We start from the raw sequence: 21,706 nt of genomic DNA, 5'->3' as shown, positions 1-21,706 counted from the left end.
CCATGATCTCAGTCTTAAAATACTCAAACTGATCTTTATTTCGCACTTTCATTTCTGTCATAATGTAGTATGGCAGCGTATGCTTCAAGCGTGTTTCCTGGTAATGTTCAGTCGCTCGTTTAATTATCTCGACTTCATCCACATTTTCCAGACTCCACAATTTAAAATCCGGGCCATCCGGGTTTCGCTTATGAGTATCACTCACATCAAAAACGTTGGTAAAATCGTATTTGCCCCGATCATCAATGACCAGAATCCGCTTTGATCCAACGTTTATGGTGCGGTTTAATTTATGGTTCCATGCCTTAATTGAGGTCACTGCTGTGGCATCCGGTCGCTGAAACACGATCAGCATTTGATTGTAAAACGAATACTTATAATGCCAGGCTGAGCGTTCCAGAAAGGTCATCCAGTTTTCAGGTGTCTGAAAATTTTCTTGCGCTATTTGGGGAAAATGTTGAATTTCTCTTGAGTTCATTCTATTCACCTTTCGTCAATATGGATTTGTCATTGTGATTGAAAAGAAAAAAGAGATCCGCTTGGATCTCCTTTTAATGTATTTCCTGTATTTTGTTTCCTCGGGAAACAAGATTGCGATTTTTCATTTCCTGTTTCCTCGGAAAACAAGATCGTGATTTTTCATTTCCTGTTTCCTCGGGAAACAAGATCGTGGTTTTTCATTTCCTGTTTCCTCGGGAAACAAGATCGTATTTTTCTATTTCCTGTTTCCTCGGGAAACAAGATTATTGTTCAGGTTCCCATTCTTCATCAATTTCAAGGGCTTGAGAATTGGACAGAATGTTGATATATTCATTAATGCGTTCTAAAAGGTTGTTTCCGATCAGTTCCGCCATTGCTGAAACATCATCATTTCTAAAATACGTGTCGAATGCTTCATAATATTTTTTCCGATCTGAAAATTTCACATTAACGGGCAGATAATTATTCTGCATCAGATCAAGATTAAGGATTAACCGACCGGTACGACCATTTCCGTCAATAAAGGGGTGAATCCCTTCAAATTCTAAATGAAACCGTGCCACTCGCTCAATTGGATGAAGTGTTGACTTCCACTGTTCATTCTTTAGAATCAATTCTTCCATGGATGGCTGTATCTGAACCGGCTGCACCGGCTCGATAAAGGCTCCTGCAATTGAAACCGGTATTCGTCGATAAATCCCCTTATCTTTGGGTCGATTGATTAAAACTAAGGAGTGAATATTTTTAATAACTGCTTCGGATAAAATGGCTTTTTCACTCACCAGGTCTTTAATATATTCAAAGGCGTCCCGATGACCGATGGCTTCCAAATGATCTTTTAATGGTTTTTGATCAATGGTAAGTCCTTCTAAAACCATGGCAGTTTCTCCAAGCGTTAAGGTATTGCCTTCAATCGCATTGGAGTTATAGGTAAACTGAACCATAAATGATTCGTTGAGTCGTTCTAATTCTCCTTGCGTTAAAGGCCGGCAGGACTGAAGGACGTTATTTTTATTTTCAATTTCTTTTATTAGCTGTTCAATCTTCAATCGGTCATCCCTCACTTTCTTAGCGTACTTTCTTTGACAACGTAAAATGTTTAGCTAATGATAACACAATTCACGCTACCTTATCATCTATTTTAAAAAAACCTCCCTTCAACCTGTTCACCGTTCATCAGAATGAGCTTGTCATTGAGATTGAAAAAAAAGAGATCTGCTTGAATCTCCTTGTGATGTGTTTTCTGTATTTTGTTTCCTCGGGAAACAAGATTATATTTTTGACGTTCCTGTTTCCTCGGGAAACAGAATCACTGTTCCGGTTCCCAATTATTGCTCTGACTATTTTCTTTTTCTTTAATTATTTTTTTTAATTTTAAATTCTCATTCTCAAGTAACTCGCATTTTTCCTTCAGCATTAATAAAGCTTCTTTGCTTCTGTTAAGTTCAATTTCTTTTTCTTTGAGTTGATTCGTTAGTATCACATTTTCTTCAAATAGTTGATTAATATAATTGATTGTTCGATCTTTCTGATAGCCTTTATCTCCTGAAGACTCGTTTTTCAGGCGTTTTTGATAATTAAGTTCTTCAACTAAAATTCTTAAATCATCAGCATTCCCACCAGATATTTCTGAGATCTTTTTAATGCTTGGATTTATATTTTCAACTAAAACCGATACTGTCTTTTTGCTGTCTTCTTCGATCCGTTGCACTCTTTGTTTCATATCTCCAGTATCTTGTCTGACATCTTCACTTTTTTTAAAATCTTTAAACAACGTAAGAATACCAGTACATAATGCTCCAAAAACGCCGATTAGAGCAATGACTATTCCTAACGAACCTGCATCCATTTTACTTCCACCAATTACCCAAAAACTGATAACTAATGTCAGCATAATTAATATCATGCTTATCATGAAATTTTTAATAAAAACACCACCCTCATTTTTTTCACACCAAACTTTAAGGCATTTTCTTCTCGGATAAACTATTAAATTGATTATAATCCTGTTTCCTCGGGAAACAGAATCACATTTCCTGCTCCCATTCTTCTTCATAGTCTTCAGACTGTGCCCCGGCATTAAGTTGATTCAAATGTTCTTCCATCGCCCCGATATGTTCTTTATAGGTATTGTTGATCTTGTCCATGGACAGGTTCAAGCTAAATTTTTTCTGTTCTTCTGCCGGCAGCGCTTCGATCTGTTCCAGAAAACTCTGGTAATGGGATGCCAGATGATCTTTGGTTCCTTCAGTGACTTCCAGGCCAAAGCGACTCAAAAACATAATGGTCAAACCGTCGGCTTCAAATTCATGCTGGTGTTCACTTATTTCGGAACGAAATGCTTCAGCCCTATGGTCTAAAAAAGCATGGGACATTTCATGCAGAAATGTCCCGAGCTTTTGAGTATCCTGGAGTTTTTCGTTCAGTCTGATTTCATTGGTATCTGGCGTATAGGATCCCCGTAATTTGATCGAGCGCAAAGCTGTTTCCTCAACCGGGAATCCCTGGTTTTCACAATAACTCCGTAGCTGCTCATATAAGGTGGCATGATCCTGAGATACTTCCCCAAAACTCACTAACCGGGGGTATTCGGCTACCGGGCAGTCGGTTTGGGAAATATCAAAAACCGATCCCAGTTTAAACCGCATGACCGATTTTACCTCGATCTCTCCCCGCTTGATCCGCTCTCGTTCGCTTTTGGTCGCATTAATTAAAGGAGTGGACGTATTTTCCCCATCCCGATAAAAATAAGACGCTTTAACCGGTACCAGAATCTTCATGCTTTTTTGACCCTTCTGCACCTGATAACCTTTTTCCTTATAAAACTGATAACTGCCCACAAAGGATGCCCTTTCATTTTGCGAAAAAATAAGCTGCTGATTTCGGGGGCTGTAACGATAAAACTTTGAAGAAAACTCTAAATATTCAGCAATGACCGCCGGATCACGCTTGAACGACTCACCCAGATTAATTATTTTCTGGTTATAGAGATCCATTTCTTTTTTAATATCTTCAGGACTTCGCTTCTCATACTTGGCCATTTACCGATCTCCCATTTCTCTTAAAATACCCATCTGAACCTGTTTTGGCAATAGTTCCAGTGGTGCTAAATCTTCATCAGCAATCTGTTCGCCGGCAGTAATAAATTCCTCCGGAACTTCGACATAAAACCACTCACCATTCTCATTTTTGACAATCGCTTTGCCATTCATATAACCGATCACTTCATTTTCAATTGCTAAAGCTTGCATTTTTTTCCTTTCTGCCTGTTTCCTCGGGAAACAAGACGTTCGTATTTTTAATTTTGTTTCCTCGGGAAACAGAATTACATTTCCGGCTCCCATTCATCCTCACACGATTGCTCCGGTTGCTGTTTTGAAATATCACTAAACTGCTCATAAACCTGGCTTTCGTCCCACTGTAAGCCCTGTTCGTCCTGGCGAATATTGGTGGCTTGAATGAATTTCCGGCCGTTAAATAACAGGGCGTCGCTCCCATTTACATCCAATACCACCGTCTGATCGGAAGCATTGGTTTGAAAAACATCGCCTTTTCTTAATAGATTGCATTGCGGATGCTGATCAATTTTTATTCCGTCCTGATAATTTTTCATCTTTTCACTTAAATGGTTACAGCCATAGAAAATATTATTTCCCATACTGATATCCGCCGGCATTTTCACGTCATGGATGATCGAATTGGCAAAGGCATAATTCCCGATTTGGGTAATTGAATCCGGTAGAATCAGATCGGTTACACTGGTATTATTGTAAAATCCCCAATCCGCTACCGCCGTAACCGGGTAAGAAATCCCCTGATACTCGACCAGCTCAACCGGTGAAATTGGAATATTAATCGGTCGTACATCATCGTGGAAGTTTGAACCCTGCAACACTGCCCGGTTATTTTCTGGATCAATGGCAAAACATAAACCTTCTCTGATACAAAATGGATTGTTGTAATACTTCTTTATTTCTGCCAATGGTGGAACGATCCGATAATCATCAAAGTAACGGGCAGCTGCCCACATGAGTTTTTGGGTATCGTCATCAATTTCCGCATCGAATGCCCAGATAAATTGATCCCCATTAAATAACAGCAAGTCATTTTCATGCGCTTCCAACGTAACTAAATACTTTGCAAATGATCCGTTTTTAATTTTCTGCATTTTTTCTCCTTTTCGAATATCTTGTTTCCTCGGGAAACAGGATTGTTCTTTTCGACATTTTGTTTCCTCGGGAAACAGGATTATCTGTATTCCCATATTCAACGATTAATAGACATCGATCCATTTTGAACATATAAAAAAACGCCATGCATCTGGAATAGCACAGCGCCTTCCCGGCTTTATATAACCGGATTCAAGTTCGTGCTGTAATTCAAATTTCATTTTTTCCACTTCAAACATAACGGCGATACGAAAATCTAAAACCGGCTTGATTATTTCACCGGTTCGTTGATTGATCCAGTTCTGCCCATCTGTTTTTAATGGCGTGACTGACGGGATATAGCTATCTTTTAAGTCTGTGATATCTTTTTTATAAATCGATTCCGAAAGAATGGAATGTTTCAGGTCAGTCTGTAAAACCTTCAGGGCAAAATCCAGACAAGCAATTTTCCCAGTAATATCCTTTTCCATGGCAAGGCCATTCTGAATGGCAAATAATGCATCGTCAAAATTTTCTTTAGATCCACCGATGTAAATTTTCAGCTGTTTTGGTTTCTTTTTTCCAAACATCGGCTCACTCCTTTAGAAATTCTTCAAGCAGTTCAATGATGATTAACTTGATTCGGGTTTCCGTTGGTGGAAAGCGATAAATCAAACTGCCCAGTTCATTGCATACAATCAGGTAATTTTCATCAATTAATCCCCTTCGCATGATCATCAAATAGTGTAAATAGAACATGTAGTTATAACCGCTTTGATACGACTTCCTGCTTTTTGTCTTTTTGAGTTTTTTGAGAAATAGGCAAAGCGCTTCTCTGGCTTCAGTATTCAATTCTGGTGGGGAATCAAAATGATATTTCCTGAAAATGTCAAACAATTCTTTAGTAACTGTGTCCATTGCTGTCAATTACTCCTTTTTTTTCTGATTATCTTGTTTCCTCGGGAAACAAATGCGCTTTAATGATCGACACTCTGAATTTCTGTTTCCTCGGGAAACAGACTACCTTTATGCTTCCGGCTCCCAATCATCGTCAATCTCATAGTCTTCTTCCCGGGTCAGATCCGCATGAACCCGATCAAACCCGTCATTTAGCAGATTAAAACCCTCATTTTCAAACCGCTCATGGATTTGATTCAAAAGCTCCGTTCCCTCAAAACGATTTTCCACTACCAGCAGCGCCTTAATCATTTCCGCTTCATTGGTCTGCTTCATGCTGGCCAAATCCAGTTTGAGATCCTGGAAACCCAGGTTTTCATAGTTTTTGGGAATCTGATCAATCGACTGATAATAATTCCCGAAATCCCAGATCAATTTACCTTCAATCATCTGGATGCCATGGGCTTTGATAAACTGAGTCCCGGTAAAAAGCAGGGCATCACTGCCCTGCACATCCAAAACCACTGTCTGATCGGCTCCATCGGTTCGGATGAAGTCCCCTTTTTTAACGGCTGCTGTCATTACGAAACCCCCTGCTCATTTCTTTTCAATAACTGTCTGAACAATTCTTTATTAGCGTGCCATCCCATGATATTGGGAGCATACTGACTAAACTTTGCCGTTGGGAAGAAGGTTTTAAGTGTCGCTTCTTCTTCCGGAGCAATGAAATTTAATAACAGGTTGATTTCCTCCAGCTCATCCTTCTGGTAGTGTGCCAATGCCTGATTTAAAGCTGCCCGTTCAAAGCACTTGCCGGCACCACACAAAATTTTAATGTGCCCCTGACTAAAGGGTTCAATCACATCTTCATTCAAAACCCCCACATCAAAGATGATGTAATCATAGGTTTTCATGACCAGGCCATTCCGATAGAAATAATCGACCCCCTTGGTCTGATGCCATTCCCCATCCTCGATTTCTTCTTTTTTCATGCGGTAGGCTTCGATAATCGGCTTGAGATGATTATGATCATTGGCTTCCATATAGGCAACCATTTTTCCCTGATTGGCCAGATAGTTGGCCAACTGGATGGCCGTGGTGGTGGTACCGGTTCGACGCTGGGAGCCGGCCACGATAATAAACTGTTCCTCCGGTTCAGCTCGTGTTTCCGGTTCCATGGGATCCGCTATGACTGTCTCAATAAATGGCATTTCAATCAGCGGTTGGTCATCGACAACAACCGGCCTTTTAATGATTTCTGCAATCGACGGCTGCTCAATGGCCACGGCTTCATGAATCTCATCTTTTAGCAGCTGATCCTGATAGGTGATTCCGGTCCGACTGACTGCCTTTAGAATCTGGGCTTCAAATTCCCTGGGATCGCCGGTAATGATATTATAGACTTCCCGATTCAATAGCTCCTGTTTCAGCTCTGGGGTGATCTCCCGGACAAAGATGATCAGTCGCTGTTCAAACCAATCCTGAATGGCGTGTATTGCCTTAAATAAACCCTCTGGAATATCAAGCAAACACTCCAGATCCACCGCCAGATAGCGATAGGATGCAAATTTACTGAGATCATTCTCCACAAAGGCTGCCAGTTCATAATCCCCGATGAATTTTTTAATCGGCATCCCGTTTTCCTTTTTCAGAAAATCAAAAATCCCATTGTTCTGGTTACTGGTTACATATAAAAGCATGATTCGTTTCCTCCTATTTCGTGAATATCAGTACAATTAACATGATAAAATTGATGATGGAGAACCCACCACCAATCATAAAAAAGAGCTGTTTAAAACCTTCGGCAAATAGAAGCGTATTGACCCGATCCATTAAACCTTCCATTTTTCCCAGGGCTTCATCACTCTTTGTCTCGATTTTATCCAGGGCCTCGTTATACTTACCGGTGAGTGCATCCAGTTCTTTTTCCCGCTCCCCCACGATATCGGTCTTGGTCTGATTAACCTGTTCGACCAGATTTGTAAAAAGCTCATCGAGTTTCTTTTGGGAGACTTCTTTGGATTCGTCAAAATGTTGACTGAACGACTCAAAGGTTTTAATGATGGTATCGCACTGCTGCTTAAAGTCGATGGTGTTTTTTTCAATAATCGCCAGCTGAAGGTCATTGCTCTCGACGCCTTCCCGGAAAGTCACCATTTGATCCTTGATCTGATCCGCCATTTTTTTGATGGTTTCTTCTGATCCCTGGACACTCAGGTTTGCCTGTACGAACATCCGCTCAATGCTCTCGATCCGTTTAAATTCACTTTCTTCTTTTTCAGCTTCTTCCAGATTTTTTTCTACCTCACTGAGCTTGCCGATGACCTCATTAACCGCATTAAAGAGAATCGTATTGGATTCTTCCAGATCCTCAGCTTCTTCGTATTTTTCTCCGGACTCTCCAACCAGCTCCCGGATATCTTCCATCAGCGCCGAAATATGCCGGATATGGGAATTTTTCTGGGTATAGGACTCTCGGAAATAAATGAACTGCGATGCAAATTCCTCAACGGATTCCCTAAGAATTTCGGCTTCTTCCGGGGTTAAGTTTTCATCGTCCACACCATTGAGGGTCTGCATAAACTTGAGAATATCATCTCTGAAGCTTTTCGCTTCCTTTGTCTTGTTGGTTTCCACTTTTTTCATTCTTTTACCTACTTTCTCTCATTAATTAATTGATTAATTCTACCTGAAATCATAGCCCCCTAAATCAACAATCCTTTGCTTTTTAGTGGCACTATCCTCCTGTATAACATAGATCGGCACATATTGTCTGCCCCATGATAGACACTCCGCTTCGGTCGGCAGCCACATATCAATAACCTTCCGTTCTTCATCCACAGCACCCCCACGATCTTCGACCACATAGACCCCGCCGTTTGGCTGATCGGCTCGGACAGGAATGTAAATTCGGGTACCTGATTCCAGACTGGGATAACCGGCAACTGTCCGGTTGGCAGTAGTGGTCGTCCCGGAAGATGTGGTGCCATAATCACAATAAGCTGTGATCTGAGAATTCACCATTTCGGCGGTGCTTAAATCAATTTCGCCGGATAATGCAGCGTCACTATCGGAAATGTAAAGCATCGGATCCACATATTCACCGTCGGCTTTTATTTCAAAATGAATGTGTCCCCCCTGGGTGCTGCCGGTTGCACCGGTCAGGGCAATCTGCTGTCCCCGTTTGACCATATCGCCGGCATTAATTGACCAGGATCCGGACGTTAAGTGACAGTAGAAAGCGGTGATTTCCTTCCCGTCTTTGGCCTTTCCGACATTTAAAATAATGGTGTTCCCCCAACCGCCGTTCATCCCGGCATAAACAACGGTTCCGTCACCAATGGCATAGCAATTCGAGCCATCGGGTGCTTGAATATCAATCCCGGTATGCATCCGCACATCACCGTAAATCGGATGTACCCGTTCACCGAACAGGTTTGTTTCATCAGATCGATCCAGTTTGTATTCGGCATCCAGTGGCCAGGCAAACTGGCCATTGCCATTGGCTTTTCCCGGTAATAAATATTGATACTCGGTTTTTAATTGCAGCACAACTGCCAGGATATCCGGATTGGTAATGATACTGGTCAGCATGGTGATGGGGGTAGACAGAATGTATACAAGGGTTAAAACCAGTCCTAAGACCAGCCCCAATAACCCGGCCAGTATTCCCAGGACGATGTTTCTTAATTTCTTGTCCGTTGCAACTGCGGTCGCTGCTTTGGCAATGACTGGAATCGCCATGACTACCGACCACCCCGATCCCCAAAATACTTAAATTTGTAATCGGCCACATCAAAGGACATACTGATCCGATCCCGACCGATGATAAAGAGTCCCTTTCCTCTGAGCTTGGCAGTTAAGACTTCCTGCTCGGCTTCGGTTAAAAAATAGAGTTTTTTCAAGTCCTGAAGGTTCTGTCCGGTGGTTCCCAGCATAATCTTGTAACAGGGCTGATCCAGAAGTGCCTGGCCATACATTTTAATACTGGGGTTTAAGAAATCCTCAACCGCATGAGAAATAATCATAATGCCGGCCTCATATTTTCGGCAGCGCTTCATGGCATTTCTGAGAAATATCAGCGATTGCGGCACCCGTTCATCAATCATCAGATAGGATTCATCACAAACCAAAAGGATCCGCTCATGACGATCCCGACTCATTTCCTGCCAGGCCCAGGACAACAGATTAAAATATTGGGTCGATTTGATGGTGTCGGATGAGTTGTTTAGATCAAAGGTATCCAGACACACACACCGGGCATCCGATTTTAGTGATGTGTAACCCGACCACAGGAAGGAATCCCCTCCAATGGCCAGATCTTTAAAGATAATGGCCAGATCCCGATAATCCGTATACGCTTTTTCGCTAATACCCCGTTCCTGTTCGGCTTCTTCCAATTCGATCAATAAATCATACAGATCCCTGAAGGTCGGAAAATCAGTGTTTTTCATGGTGGTCACATCCGTATCCCAAAAGATATTGAAGCGATTATAAAGGGTAATGACTGCATCCTTCAGTAATGCTCGGGTAATATCAGTCAAATCTTTGAAATACAGCGAAAAAAAGACGTCCAGCGTTTTTAAATGAAGGGCCATGGCACCAAATTTTCGGACATCCCTTTCTTTTTCATTATCTTTTCCTGTTTCATCGTCCTTCTCAAGATATAAATCTTCTTCCAATGGTAAAATTTGAAGGGGATTGATCAGGTGCTTACCATCCCCGCCGGCATTGATCCAATCCCCGCCAAGATTTCGGCATAAGTCCTGGTATTCCCGCTCGGGATCGATAAAAATGATCCGGGTTCCCAGGGCGTACTCCATCAGAGCAATGTTTTTGATAACTGTTGATTTTCCAGATCCCACATCACCCAGCACCACCACACTGGAGTTGGTGCGATCTTTACCACGCTTCCAGAGATTCAGACAAACTCGACCTCCAGTGGAGTCCCTGCCATACAGAAACCCTTCCTGATCGTTATAGCCACAACTGGCAAAAGGGAAGCCCCCCAGAACAGATGAAATAGGCATGACCGTTTTAATGATCTGTTGAACGTTCTTTTCCTGGGTGCAGGCTGGAAAAAGATTGCGAAAGCCTTCCTTTTGCAGATAAGGAAAGGATCGAATCTTCGTTTTTTCCATCAAAAAGGTACTTTGCACCTTTCGGCACATCTTATTGAACACTTCCCGGTCGTTGGCCATGGGCATAACCGATATCCCCACACTGCCAACCACTTCCTGTTCAAACTCAATGTTTTTGAGCATTTTGATCGAGTCTTCCTCCCGCTTGATTGCATTCATCTCGGCCAGGGCATCTTTTCCACTGGCTTCCTGGGCTTTTTCCCGATGTTGATTAACGGACTTGTTAAGATTATTAATAAAATCGGCATTCTCAATTTTATCAAACTCAATGGAGAAGACTGTTCCGGGGATATTGGACAGTTTCCCCAACCACCCATAATCCCGGTGCGCCGGATATTGGATCACGCCATACACCCGGGCCAGGTATTCGCCAATCCACAATTCATTGGGCTTGATTTCCATGTTGATGGGCGAAATAATATTCATCAGGGATTTATTTTCAGTAATTGCTGCTTTTTTTGATCGCCCCAATTTGGATCCCCGCTTGGGCTGTTCCGGTTGACTTTCCTCACTATTCCCAAAAAGTGACCGCCGTTCTTTTTTAGGCGCTTTGTCCTTCACCGGTTTTTCGGCTTTAATCCGTGCTTTCCGACTTTCTTTGGGTTTCTCGTGCTTACGCATATGCGACCTCCTGTATTTGATCTGCTGCCACGAATTGACTTTCATGACTGTTTTTATATAAATCCATAATCGTTGTAATCTGGGTGCCATATTCCATATCTTCCAGATGACAATAGGCCGGGTTATTAATCAGATTACACAGTCTGACAATTTCCTGCTGCTTTAAGATCTCACCGGTGATTGTTCCACTTGCCAACCGGCTTTCAATATCGGTAATCCGCTTGAGAAAGTCCCGTTCAATACCGACTTCATAATCGTCCCAGACGATGAAATAAAACTGGCGCTGAACAATTTCCCCGGATTCGGCAAAGTGATGCATCTCCAGCATTTCCTTGCCCAGAATGTCCTTGACCACCGGCTCGGTGGTTTGAGTCCAGATCCGGGAGTATTCTTCCACCAGAGGAAAAATATCAACCGGCCTTTCCACGGAAAGAAAGCGCCAGGATGATTCCGGTGCCATCTGCACACACAATTGCTTACACAGTGAGCGTTTCTCGTTCTGTGACAGTAAATCCAGAGAAATGGCGTCCACCCGGTAATAGGCACAGATTTTATTATCTTTGGTATAAAGAAAATTTCCTTTGATGTCTTTGACATTAATAAAATCGTGGACGCTGTTATGCTCCGGCTCCTTCTTCTTTCCTTTGAATTGAACCGTCTTGTTTTTCTTATTCCAGATGTTCATCACAATCAGTGCGATCACGCCAACACAACAAATAATAAGGGGGATGATTTTATCCATTTTGTTTTCCTTTCAATTTTTGTTTCCCGGGGAAACAGGATTCGTTTTGCGATTTTTGTTTCCTCGGGAAACAGGATTACATCTATTTTTTTGTTTCCTCGGGAAACAGGATTACATTTCCGGCTCCCAGACTTCTTCCTGACGTTCCTCCAGTTCTCGCTTAAGGCTGCTTTCTTCCGGTGTTACCGGTTGATGACTTAAATACTGATCCAACTCCGCCACATGATCCTGAAATGTTTTATTCATGGATTTAAAGGTCGCATCCAGTCGTTTCTGGTGATCACTTGGGGAGCCTTGAAGTGTTTCCCGATACGCCTGATAGGTTTTTTTGAGTCTTTCGTTTAATTCTGCGGGTGCTTTGAGGTTATTATGGGCCAACAGCATCAGAGCCACCCCCTGGGCTTCAAGTTGACCTTCCACCCCGTTATAATTGGGTTTAATCGTGGCCTGGCAATATTCCAATATCCCCGCCGTCAAGCTTTGATTTTCGACCATGTCCTTACCGGTTTTTATCTCCGGATCGTCATTTTCCGGCAAATCGGTTTGAGCAATGTCATAAATCGATCCCATCACAAACCGGGGGCCTTCTTTTGCATCATTGGGAACAAAGATTTGAATCGGATTTTCACCCTCCTTAACCTGTATGCCGTTTTCTAATAAGTCATGAACATTGGCTACCTGGATGGCGTTGGCATTCTGTGCAAAGATCAATTGCTGATTTCTGGTGGTATATTGCTGAAACCGGGTCGAAAACTGGATGAAATCCGCCAGTTTTTGGGGATCGGCATCGAACCCATCGTGAAGATCCAAAAGCATCAGTCCATACTCATCAACGTGATAAATCCGGTCTGTTACCGAAGCATTGGCCATCACCTGATCCGCCTTTATTTCTCCGTCGTTTTCCTGGGTCTTGGCTGCTTCGGTGGTAATGATGGGATTGGCATCATTGCTGACCGTCCGGGTTTCTGTGGGCGTTTGATTTACCGCATGAATGGCCCGCATCAGATCCGACATGGTGTTTTCCATGGTAAGCAACAAATCCCTGATTTTATCGATTTCTGGCGAATTGGAGTCCCTTGACAGGGTATTCGATTGAATATTCGCCACAGTCTCACTTGGGGTTTCCCGAACCGGGTTGTTTTTCTCGGCCTGATTGATTTCATCAATCTGTTGATTGGCCACATTTTTGATCTGTTCAAACCGGCTGTTGATCCCATCGAACTGATTGACCATCCAGGTGGCAAAACCAATTCGTGCCCGGTTGGTCACGTTGGAAAAATAGTTTTCGATCCCTTGGGCCACCGCAACACGCCTATCATCAAGCTGGATCATCTTCTCACCCAGGGAACGGATCACCGTGCGCCGGGGAATCCGACTATCCTGTGCAGCTTCGGAAAACTGCTCCAGACTTTTACTGGTGCGCTCCACGGCCTGATCCAGTGCATTGATCTCTTTGGCCAACGTTTTTTCCTCCCGGGTAATGGGATTGGGATCGATGAGCTGTTCCATATTTTTTAAATCAATCACCGGTTCCCGGGTTTGATTAATCACTTGCCGGCTGACCAATAGAAACTCCTTAAATGCGCTATCCAGCTTGTTAAGGAGATCGGTATCGATAAGGTTGCTACTTTCAGCAACGGCCTGATTTTCAGACTTGACTGCACTCGCTTCATCCTTGCTTTCGTCCGCAGCTGGCTTTCCAGCTGTTTGTCCCACCCCGGCAGCCTGCTTCAGCATTTTTGCTTTTTCTGATTCCACGATGGCATAGAGTATCCGGGCCGTTACCTCACCCAGCTGTAAAATCTGATCCATTCCAACACTTAAACTTGCATTTTGTCCATTTGCCATTTTTATTCTCCTTTAAAATTATTCATAAAAAGAAGCGCATTCTTTTCATTCGAAAATAAATGCGCTTCTACGTCCATCAGATCCCGAGTCGTTTGAATGACCCGCTCATCAGTCTTTTCTTTTTCAATCACAACATAGGGTACACTCTGGTTATCACAATCCATATAGAACAACCACCGGTCTTTATCCCACACTTCCATTTTTAATGTCTCATTCACAAAAGGCAATGCGATAAAACGATGGGTTTCTTCGTTAATGCGCCCCATGGTGCAGCACCCTGATTGGATTTTTTAATTTCTTCATGCTCATATCCTGGTATTCTTTTATCGAAATAACCTCCAGCTGATTATAAAAGAAGCATTTTTTAGAATGCTGCAACTGCACTAAAACAAAGAAATCATAACAGTCCAGGATAATTCCCGGTTTTGACACCTTTTTGTTTTTGTCAAATTTATCACCTTCCATTCCTGTTCCCGTTGTTTTGACTGTCTGCCCGATCTTAAAGACCGGCTGACCGGGGCATATCCGCTCGCATCCGTTTTTTGCCGTACTTATCTTCATCCTCACCCTCCTAGATTATTTTTAATTGCTTTCCCCTTTTTAGATATACCGAAATGACTGGGGTGGTACAAAATGATTCCATACCATAAACGGATTAATCGGGGTGTGATAAGCCCTCACATCCTGTAATTCAATGGCGTAGGCTGTGGCGTGGCCCCTAAAGTATGCATCATAGGCATTCTTTTTAATCCCTGCATAGGCTTCTGTTTCCAACCAGATAGTCGCCGGGCTATCCACCATAATCCGTTTAATGGTAAATTCTCCGATAAAGAGTCCCACCGGTTTGGTCACGTACATAACAATGGTATTGACCGGTTTTTTAAAGATCCGTTTCCGGTATTCAAAGAGTTTATTTCCATCCATGATCTCATTTGCATACTCCGGTTTTATGGACAGGAGTACATTTTCTCGACTTCTCACCGGCACCCCCTTATTTTTTATTATTAACCTGCCAATCGTCATATACTGTTCCGTTGATGTTAACGCTGTTGGTGGTCGCTGTCCCCAGCATCCCCCCTGGCGTCCAGGCATCGAATACCTCTGAATAAACCGCGTACTCCGTGTTGTCCGGAAACCAGAGCGGGGTAAAATGCACCCGGGCACTGCTGGCCGAGAACGGATTTGTTTTTAATTCCAGCACTGAATTTGACAGATTGCTGTTATTTGTAATCCCAGTGCAGTCGGACAAGCGATAAAACTGATTAAAGGTGCCGTTTGTCGTTACACCGGTTTTGAAATTAAACTCCGGAAAAACGGTACTGGCATTCTGTGCCCCGGCTAACCATTTTTCCGCTTCCACATCGGCGTTACTGGCAACGGATGTGTTTAAATTCAGGGCATAACCATAACCGGATTTAAAACTGGCCCCGCTATTGGCTTCCTGGGTTCCGTTTTTAATCTCTGGCGTTACTGTCAGGATCGCCCGATAGGTATCTTCATGAAAGTTTGAGCCATCATAGCTGTGGCGCTTCCATTCATTGGCATCGGATCGGATCACAAGATAAGTCGAATCCACCAGCCCGGTGACTCCGCCGTTATCCACTCCATAAATTTCGATGTAATACATACCTTTATCATAATGCTTAACCTTGTTCACATTTTCAATACTATGATCCCGTTCCATGTCAACCACATAGGAATAACTGCCATCAGCATTTTGTGTCATTGCTTCTGTCTTCACATCATCCTGGCTCCCGGCTGCACTCCAGACCTTACAGGTCAGACCGGCAATGCCGTTGGCAGCATTCAGATGGCCAACCGTAATAATAAAGGTCTTTTCCGAGTTCTGGATCGCCGTAATCTGACTGGCTGAAATGGTATCATGGGCAAAAACCGGGGTTGGCAGTATAAACCATCCCAATAAATAAAGCAGGGTAAAAACCCTGCTGCACCGCTTACTTCTCTTCATTCTTTCCTCCTTGGTGATTGAAAAAGAAATCAATTGGATTTCCATTTGGCATACAGTTTGGTATCTTCATAAACCGGATAAGCATCAAACCGCCAGGGATTGGTACAGCCAAAATCCTTATACCAGCCCACAAAGGCAAAACCGTCACGACTTGGCGGATCAGGCGGGGTGATCAGGGTTTTGTAGTTGGTGTTGATCGCATTCACTGCACTTCCTCCCAGGGAATCAAAACTGATCTGATACTGATTGATTGACCATTTGGCGTAAAGCGTCACCGGCCCGGTAATCCGGTCACTGGCCACTTTCCATTCCTGGGTACACCCGCTGTCTTTAAACCACCCTGAAAATGAGTATCCAGTCAAAACCGGTGGGGTAATTGCCGGCAAGGTACTTTCATAATTCACCCCGATAGCCGGGATCTCATTTCCGCCTTTGGTGTTAAAGGTGACTTTATAAACCACCGGGATCCATTTGGCTTTGAGTGTTGTATCACCCTGAACCTTGTCGGTTGTAAAATTCCAGGGATTGGTAAAACTCGTATCCCGAAACCATCCTCCAAACGTGTAATTGCTTCGGGCCGGCTGAGTTGGTGGGTTGATGGTTGACTCATATTTCGTCATCACCGAAGCGCATGCACTGCCTCCCTGGGAGTCAAAGCTGATCTGATAATCATTGATCGTCCACTTGGCAAAAAGAGTGGTTGTTCCCCGGATCTTGTCTTTACTAAAATCAAAGGCATTGATGCAACGGGCTTCCTTGAACCAACCGGAAAACGAATATCCGTAACGTACCGGATCGGCTGGCCTGGTAATCAAGGCATCGTATTCGGCAGTAACCGGCGCTATCTGGCTTCCGTTTTGCGGATCGAAGGTAACCTGATATTTGTTTTTAATCACCGGTTTTTCACTGATATAGCAAAAGGCCGAAGCTGATGCACTCTCTCCGCTGTTGGTGCTGTCCCAGGAAGTCGAAAATATCCGGTTGCTGCCAGATACGGAATAACTGTTGTCGGTCACCGCTCCCCCCGGGGTATTAAATACTACATACTCCGTATCGGCGTTGGCTGTGGCAGTGACGGTGATGGTATACCAGTAATAGGTATGGGTGGTTATTGTCACCTTCCCTTCAGCATCGGTGCTGGAGGTTGTCCAGGAGTAGGAGTGGGTTTTCACACTGTTGGAGGTACTCAATACCTGGGGATCGACGATCTGCTCGGTAAAATCGACCGGCACCGCACTATCCAGATAGGTACCTCCTGACTGTTGTCCCTGACCGGTAATTTTAATATTCTCATTACCGGCAGTCCCCGGGTTATAGGTTTTACTCCAGGTTTTTTCAGCTTTGACATAATCAATGGATTCCGGAGTGTTTACCACAAAGGTGGCACTGTTGGTTTTAAAAACCACCTGATCGGTTTCGAGGGGTGTAACCGCATAGACCTTAACCGCTGTATTAATCAGGTATTTATTCTGATTGGGCAATGTGCCGGCACGAATGATCTCCGGATTTTTAAATTCTTCGGCCTTGACCAATAATTCTTTTTCTTCCCCGGTGCGTAATCCGGTTGATGTCATTGACTGTGGTTTAAAAGTCATGTAATCCGTTCCCCGGATCGTCGGGGTGTAGGAAAATGACCAAATATACCGAGTCGGATCATCCGGATCATTTTTACGATTGATCCGGGTACCGTGGAAGTAACAGTCCGCCAGCTGACAGTTTCCATCCAGATGACTTTGCAGCATTACCAGATCTTTATGATCGATGACCCCATCATCATTCACATCAGCTGCTCCACAATGGGGACAGCGCTCTCTGGCGGTGTAGTCTTTACAGCCACCATCGACATGGGCCTTTAAGATATCATAGTCTTCACTATTTACCTGAAGATCCCCATTCATATCCATTACCTGGTTATCTCCTTTTAGCTGCTCATCACTGTATTCAGTATGTGGGGTTAGCAGAAACTCACCCGTTCCGGAGTTGATCAGAATCTGATCAACATCTTTATTGGAGGTGATTGTAATTGTGATATTATCCTCTGATGTTCCAGAAGTACCGATAAAAGCCTTGGCACCTTCAGCTTGGACGCTGGGAGAAATAATCGACAGAGCCAATAAAAGCACTAATGCTATAAGGATTGTTCGCTTTTTAATCATTAATGTCTCCTTCCTAAAAAAGAAGTGATCAAGTATTAACTTTATCTCGATCACTTCTTCTTGAATTCAATTTCTTGATTCGTGAAGCATTATCTAAAATATTGGATATTGATAACCTTCTTAGTCTTTTGCACTTTTTAGTATTCTTCCTTTACGGTAATGTTTTTTAATTCACTTGTGTAACTTCCATAAGTTACTTTTATGAAATATCCAAAGTTTTCATCAAATCCAACTAATACATTTGAACCATTATAAGTATCGATACCATTTATGTTTTCTTGTATTAATTGATCAATCCGTTGCTGTAAATAAGATATTCTCGTTTCCATGCTTGTTTTATATTCTATTGGAATAAAATAGTGATTCATTTGAAGAAATAAAACATCATTAGCGACTTTTTCTTTATCGGATAGCCCTTTTAAACCTTTTTGCTTTGCATTATTATAGTTATTTATCGCTGTTTGAGTAGCTGTTGTTGTTTCCATAACAGCATCTTCACTCACATTTCCGTCTGCTAAAACTTTTTTTGCTGTTTGTTCTGCTTCTTCCATGGCTGTCTTTGCTTCTTGAGTGGTCCATCTATCATTTATTGATATATCTGATCCATCTTTTGATACTGGCACATACATAATTTGATTTAACATTGATTTAAGTACGTACTTAAAGTCAAATCTCGCAATTTCAAAATCAACGGATTTTTTAGCATACCCTTCTTTGTTAAAGCTTAAGTTATACCGCCCTGGTTCAAAACTGTTTATCCACTCTGAGTATCTTATCATATACGTATTAGCATCCACTTTTTCAAGCACAAGATCATTAACTGTGTCTTTGTTAGCGATATTATCCTTCTTTAATTCAAAATCATTTATTGTTAAAGACGGAATAGTAACTTGATCTCTCCCATTCACTAAGTCATATATAGTAAAAACTATACTAGCTTCAGCAGAGCTGGTTAATTTTATTATTGTTTCTTTTGTTTCCTGTGCAGAAGAACCATAGTCAGGATCAATTTGCGGTTCTTTAATATTCGGATCTACACTCATATTTTGAGGCTCTTTAACAAGGATGATATCATCCGCTTTAATTTCAGCATTGATAATGTTTCCCTCACCTGCAATAACAGCATTGGCATTTAAAACTGCTTGATTGATTTCAGCATTATGACTTAAATACATTTTACAATCACGAGCGTTTTTATTAACTAGGATACTCTCTACAGTTGTATTATCTTTAATGTTTACTGTGGCTTTTGCTGCTTCGACCGTAATAAGTTTAAATGCACCTTCAAACGTAAAGGTATTATCGTTGGAATCTTTAGAGATAAGTATTTCCAGATCATTAACAGCATTAGCTTCAATACCAATATTGTTTGCTGTTTTTTCAATCGTGAATTTATTATAACTACCACCGTTTAGATGAATACTATCGTGGCCACCACCACGTATATGCGTTTCGCCTGAAACTGTAACATTATCAAGTGTAACATCCCCTTCGCCAACGGCTTTATCAATTATCAAATCGCCATCTATACTGACATTTTTCAAAATAACATCTTTTGATTTAACAATCGCATCGCCTTGAATTTTTTCATGTCCTGTTTTATGATCATAGACTCCCGGTTGATCAAATACTACACCGTCATCATTTTTCTTAACAATTTTTATTTGAATTTCTTCTAATCTGAGGGATGAACCGGTTGTTCCAAGTTCATCTCCATTTTTAACCCATCCCCATTGATTGGCATTTACAACTGGTATATTTCCTTTATCTTGAACATGTCCCCGATAATAAACATCAAAATCCGGTAAATTAACGAGATCAATTTTAATTGATTCGATCCTTTGACCAAGTCCTTCCGTTCCAGCAAACTCATTAGTTTTAACTGGTGTCATCCATCCTTCATTTTGTACGTGGACTTGATAAGTAATTCCCGCATTTTTGGGAACATCGCCAGTTAAATTAATCCAAAGACCTTCTATCCGCAATCCTTCTCCACGTGTTCCTAATGCTTCTGGTCCCGGGATGTAGCTTCCTTGTGGTTTTGGAAAGTCCCCTTTATTTTGAACATGACCTCGATATTCAACTCCTAATTGTTCTGTATAGTCATTTGTTTTAAAAGCAGTTGTTGTCAATGCAATAAAAATTAATACGCCCACTGCCATTATTAATCTGTTACGTTTTACATTTTTCATAAATCCTCCTATTGTACTCATAAATAAATTCTTTATTTATGAATTATCCCAAATTGAATATAGGGAATAATTCAGTTAATCTTTAATGTACGATACATTTAGTTGATATCTATAATAAGGGCCATAAACCCTTGTATCAACCGCTGGTTTAGTCACTGTTCCACTATAGTATGCTGTATAATCTGTGCGGTACGTTCTTGTATCGATCCCCGCCTTAGTTACTGTACCACCGTAAATTACTCTTACATATGTTGGAAAATAGGTTATAGACTTTGAGTATAAAAGTCCGGTATAGCCGCCCTCAGTATATCTGATTACACCGGTTACGTGTGTTGTTCCGGCATCGATTTCCGCCTGTGGAAAATGTGATTCAAAAGTCTGATAGCGACTATCAGCGGGTATATACTCTCCACCTGTTTGTACAGTTACGTTTGTTGTCTTATACTTATTCAAAGTACCACTATAGCCACCAGAATTATAGGAAACACTTGATGGTGTTGTATCTGATCCTGTCGATGATTTTGTTGTTGATTCGGTTTTCGTTTGTGCCGGTGTATATGAACCGCCTACTAAACCCGTTATATCAGATATACCACCTGATAAAGTAACAGTAATGGTATTACCATTAACACTATTGACAGTAACTACACCTTGATTGGAAGTAACGTTTTTAAATTCATATAAATCATTTATTGTAATAGAATGTGTTTGTGTTGGATATGATCGGGCTGATAAATTTATGATTTGTTCTGAAGTGGGATTAATACTCCATTTGGCATAATAGGTAATCCCATCAACCGGGTATTTTTCTGGCAGCTCACTGACTTCTTCACCGGAAAAATCAGCTTCATTAAACCAGCCTTTTTGTGTGTATCCGTCACGTGTAAGCACCGGCATGGTTCGATTAGTGATCTTCTGATCGGTGACACCATTTAGATCCGGTGTTGCTGATCCCTGGTTTTCTTCAAAGCTAATCACCGATGGCTTAGCTTCCCATTTAGCATAATAGGTAATCCCCTCAACCGGATATTTTTCTGGCAGCTCTCTGACTTCTTCACCGGAAAAATCAGCTTTTTTAAACCAGCCTTTTTGTGTGTACCCGTCACGAGTAAGCACTGGCATGGTTCGATCAGTGATCGCCTGATCGGTGACACCATTTAGATCCGGTGTTTCTGATCCCTGGTTTTCTTCAAAACTAATCACCGATGGGTTAGCTTCCCATTTCGCATAATAGGTAATCCCATCAACCGGGTATTTTTCTGGCAGCTCACTGACTTCTTCACCGGAAAAATCAGCTTCTTTAAACCAGCCTTTTTGTGTGTACCCGTCACGAGTTAGCACTGGCATGGTTCGATCAGTGATCGCCTGATCGGTGACACCATTTAGATCCGGTGTTGCTGATCCCTGGTTTTCTTCAAAGCTAATTACCGATGGCTTAGCTTCCCATTTCGCATAATAGGTAATCCCATCAACCGGGTATTTTTCTGGCAGCTCACTGACTTCTTCACCGGA

The 21,706-nt window shown here is 42.1% G+C and carries 21 protein-coding genes; all 21 read right to left on the bottom strand.

Going from position 1 to position 21,706, the window contains the following annotated elements; all coding sequences use genetic code 11:
* Positions 1–743 precede the first annotated feature (743 nt).
* Positions 744–1,529 carry a Fic family protein gene (locus U2P91_RS15450; protein WP_242988543.1) on the bottom strand — a complete coding sequence of 262 codons (786 nt, stop codon included), beginning with the start codon at positions 1,527–1,529 and terminating at the stop codon, positions 744–746.
* Positions 1,530–1,789: 260 nt separating this feature from the next.
* Entirely contained in the window at positions 1,790–2,374 is a 585-nt protein-coding gene (locus U2P91_RS15445) for a hypothetical protein (RefSeq protein ID WP_162624576.1), read from the bottom strand.
* 133 nt (positions 2,375–2,507) lie between these two features.
* A complete protein-coding gene (locus U2P91_RS15440) occupies positions 2,508–3,521 on the bottom strand; it encodes an ArdC-like ssDNA-binding domain-containing protein (protein ID WP_111889605.1) in 1,014 nt (337 codons plus the stop codon).
* Complete coding sequence (locus U2P91_RS15435) at positions 3,522–3,731, bottom strand: hypothetical protein (RefSeq protein WP_162624575.1); 210 nt, start codon at positions 3,729–3,731, stop codon at positions 3,522–3,524. It abuts the gene before it with no gap.
* Positions 3,732–3,805: 74 nt separating this feature from the next.
* Complete coding sequence (locus U2P91_RS15430) at positions 3,806–4,648, bottom strand: leucine-rich repeat protein (protein ID WP_162624574.1); 843 nt, start codon at positions 4,646–4,648, stop codon at positions 3,806–3,808.
* 105 nt (positions 4,649–4,753) lie between these two features.
* A complete protein-coding gene (locus U2P91_RS15425) occupies positions 4,754–5,218 on the bottom strand; it encodes a DUF6710 family protein (protein WP_111889602.1) in 465 nt (154 codons plus the stop codon).
* 4 nt (positions 5,219–5,222) lie between these two features.
* On the bottom strand, positions 5,223–5,546 hold the full coding sequence (locus U2P91_RS15420) for a hypothetical protein (RefSeq protein ID WP_111889601.1): 324 nt from the start codon (positions 5,544–5,546) through the stop codon (positions 5,223–5,225).
* A gap of 108 nt (positions 5,547–5,654) precedes the next feature.
* A complete protein-coding gene (locus U2P91_RS15415; RefSeq protein WP_111889600.1) occupies positions 5,655–6,107 on the bottom strand; it encodes a hypothetical protein in 453 nt (150 codons plus the stop codon).
* On the bottom strand, positions 6,107–7,225 hold the full coding sequence (locus U2P91_RS15410; protein WP_111889599.1) for a hypothetical protein: 1,119 nt from the start codon (positions 7,223–7,225) through the stop codon (positions 6,107–6,109). Before U2P91_RS15410 ends, U2P91_RS15415 begins: the two co-directional genes overlap by 1 nt.
* Before the next feature lie 13 nt (positions 7,226–7,238).
* Positions 7,239–8,171 (bottom strand): hypothetical protein, encoded by a 933-nt coding sequence (locus tag U2P91_RS15405; protein ID WP_111889598.1) that lies wholly within the window; start codon positions 8,169–8,171, stop codon positions 7,239–7,241.
* A 39-nt stretch (positions 8,172–8,210) separates the two neighbouring features.
* Positions 8,211–9,269: a peptidoglycan DD-metalloendopeptidase family protein gene (locus U2P91_RS15400; protein WP_111889597.1), complete on the bottom strand. Its 1,059-nt coding sequence runs from the start codon at positions 9,267–9,269 to the stop codon at positions 8,211–8,213.
* A gap of 2 nt (positions 9,270–9,271) precedes the next feature.
* Entirely contained in the window at positions 9,272–11,287 is a 2,016-nt protein-coding gene (locus tag U2P91_RS15395; protein ID WP_242988542.1) for a VirB4 family type IV secretion system protein, read from the bottom strand.
* Positions 11,280–12,029: a hypothetical protein gene (locus tag U2P91_RS15390; protein ID WP_111889596.1), complete on the bottom strand. Its 750-nt coding sequence runs from the start codon at positions 12,027–12,029 to the stop codon at positions 11,280–11,282. The genes U2P91_RS15395 and U2P91_RS15390 overlap by 8 nt, the downstream gene beginning before the upstream one ends.
* A gap of 111 nt (positions 12,030–12,140) precedes the next feature.
* Entirely contained in the window at positions 12,141–13,877 is a 1,737-nt protein-coding gene (locus tag U2P91_RS15385) for a hypothetical protein (protein ID WP_111889595.1), read from the bottom strand.
* 2 nt (positions 13,878–13,879) lie between these two features.
* Complete coding sequence (locus U2P91_RS15380; protein ID WP_322519973.1) at positions 13,880–14,143, bottom strand: hypothetical protein; 264 nt, start codon at positions 14,141–14,143, stop codon at positions 13,880–13,882.
* Positions 14,130–14,438, bottom strand: a complete 309-nt coding sequence (locus U2P91_RS15375) for a hypothetical protein (protein ID WP_111889594.1) — start codon at positions 14,436–14,438, stop codon at positions 14,130–14,132. The genes U2P91_RS15380 and U2P91_RS15375 overlap by 14 nt, the downstream gene beginning before the upstream one ends.
* 39 nt (positions 14,439–14,477) lie before the next feature.
* Positions 14,478–14,858: an ASCH domain-containing protein gene (locus U2P91_RS15370; protein WP_204355437.1), complete on the bottom strand. Its 381-nt coding sequence runs from the start codon at positions 14,856–14,858 to the stop codon at positions 14,478–14,480.
* Between the two features lie 10 nt (positions 14,859–14,868).
* Positions 14,869–15,846: a GBS Bsp-like repeat-containing protein gene (locus U2P91_RS15365; protein ID WP_322519972.1), complete on the bottom strand. Its 978-nt coding sequence runs from the start codon at positions 15,844–15,846 to the stop codon at positions 14,869–14,871.
* A gap of 29 nt (positions 15,847–15,875) precedes the next feature.
* Entirely contained in the window at positions 15,876–18,002 is a 2,127-nt protein-coding gene (locus tag U2P91_RS15360; RefSeq protein ID WP_322519971.1) for an InlB B-repeat-containing protein, read from the bottom strand.
* 137 nt (positions 18,003–18,139) lie between these two features.
* Positions 18,140–20,194: a hypothetical protein gene (locus tag U2P91_RS15355; RefSeq protein WP_322519970.1), complete on the bottom strand. Its 2,055-nt coding sequence runs from the start codon at positions 20,192–20,194 to the stop codon at positions 18,140–18,142.
* Positions 20,195–20,269: 75 nt separating this feature from the next.
* Positions 20,270–21,706 (bottom strand): InlB B-repeat-containing protein (locus tag U2P91_RS15350; protein WP_322519969.1); only part of this gene is annotated, 1,437 nt, incomplete at its 5' end.

It is taken from the genome of Acetobacterium sp. K1/6 (assembly GCF_034438075.1).
Taxonomy (GTDB): domain Bacteria; phylum Bacillota; class Clostridia; order Eubacteriales; family Eubacteriaceae; genus Acetobacterium; species Acetobacterium carbinolicum.
This window is presented reverse-complemented; position numbering and strand designations above follow the sequence as displayed.

Coding starts and splice junctions, on each gene's coding strand:
- U2P91_RS15445 (WP_162624576.1), bottom strand. CDS start 2,374: ATGCTGACATTAGTTATCAGTTTTTGGGTAATTGGTGGAAGTAAAATG.
- U2P91_RS15440 (WP_111889605.1), bottom strand. CDS start 3,521: ATGGCCAAGTATGAGAAGCGAAGTCCTGAAGATATTAAAAAAGAAATG.
- U2P91_RS15435 (WP_162624575.1), bottom strand. CDS start 3,731: ATGCAAGCTTTAGCAATTGAAAATGAAGTGATCGGTTATATGAATGGC.
- U2P91_RS15430 (WP_162624574.1), bottom strand. CDS start 4,648: ATGCAGAAAATTAAAAACGGATCATTTGCAAAGTATTTAGTTACGTTG.
- U2P91_RS15425 (WP_111889602.1), bottom strand. CDS start 5,218: ATGTTTGGAAAAAAGAAACCAAAACAGCTGAAAATTTACATCGGTGGA.
- U2P91_RS15420 (WP_111889601.1), bottom strand. CDS start 5,546: ATGGACACAGTTACTAAAGAATTGTTTGACATTTTCAGGAAATATCAT.
- U2P91_RS15415 (WP_111889600.1), bottom strand. CDS start 6,107: ATGACAGCAGCCGTTAAAAAAGGGGACTTCATCCGAACCGATGGAGCC.
- U2P91_RS15410 (WP_111889599.1), bottom strand. CDS start 7,225: ATGCTTTTATATGTAACCAGTAACCAGAACAATGGGATTTTTGATTTT.
- U2P91_RS15405 (WP_111889598.1), bottom strand. CDS start 8,171: ATGAAAAAAGTGGAAACCAACAAGACAAAGGAAGCGAAAAGCTTCAGA.
- U2P91_RS15400 (WP_111889597.1), bottom strand. CDS start 9,269: ATGGCGATTCCAGTCATTGCCAAAGCAGCGACCGCAGTTGCAACGGAC.
- U2P91_RS15395 (WP_242988542.1), bottom strand. CDS start 11,287: ATGCGTAAGCACGAGAAACCCAAAGAAAGTCGGAAAGCACGGATTAAA.
- U2P91_RS15390 (WP_111889596.1), bottom strand. CDS start 12,029: ATGGATAAAATCATCCCCCTTATTATTTGTTGTGTTGGCGTGATCGCA.
- U2P91_RS15385 (WP_111889595.1), bottom strand. CDS start 13,877: ATGGCAAATGGACAAAATGCAAGTTTAAGTGTTGGAATGGATCAGATT.
- U2P91_RS15380 (WP_322519973.1), bottom strand. CDS start 14,143: ATGGGGCGCATTAACGAAGAAACCCATCGTTTTATCGCATTGCCTTTT.
- U2P91_RS15375 (WP_111889594.1), bottom strand. CDS start 14,438: ATGAAGATAAGTACGGCAAAAAACGGATGCGAGCGGATATGCCCCGGT.
- U2P91_RS15365 (WP_322519972.1), bottom strand. CDS start 15,846: ATGAAGAGAAGTAAGCGGTGCAGCAGGGTTTTTACCCTGCTTTATTTA.
- U2P91_RS15360 (WP_322519971.1), bottom strand. CDS start 18,002: ATGATTAAAAAGCGAACAATCCTTATAGCATTAGTGCTTTTATTGGCT.
- U2P91_RS15355 (WP_322519970.1), bottom strand. CDS start 20,194: ATGAAAAATGTAAAACGTAACAGATTAATAATGGCAGTGGGCGTATTA.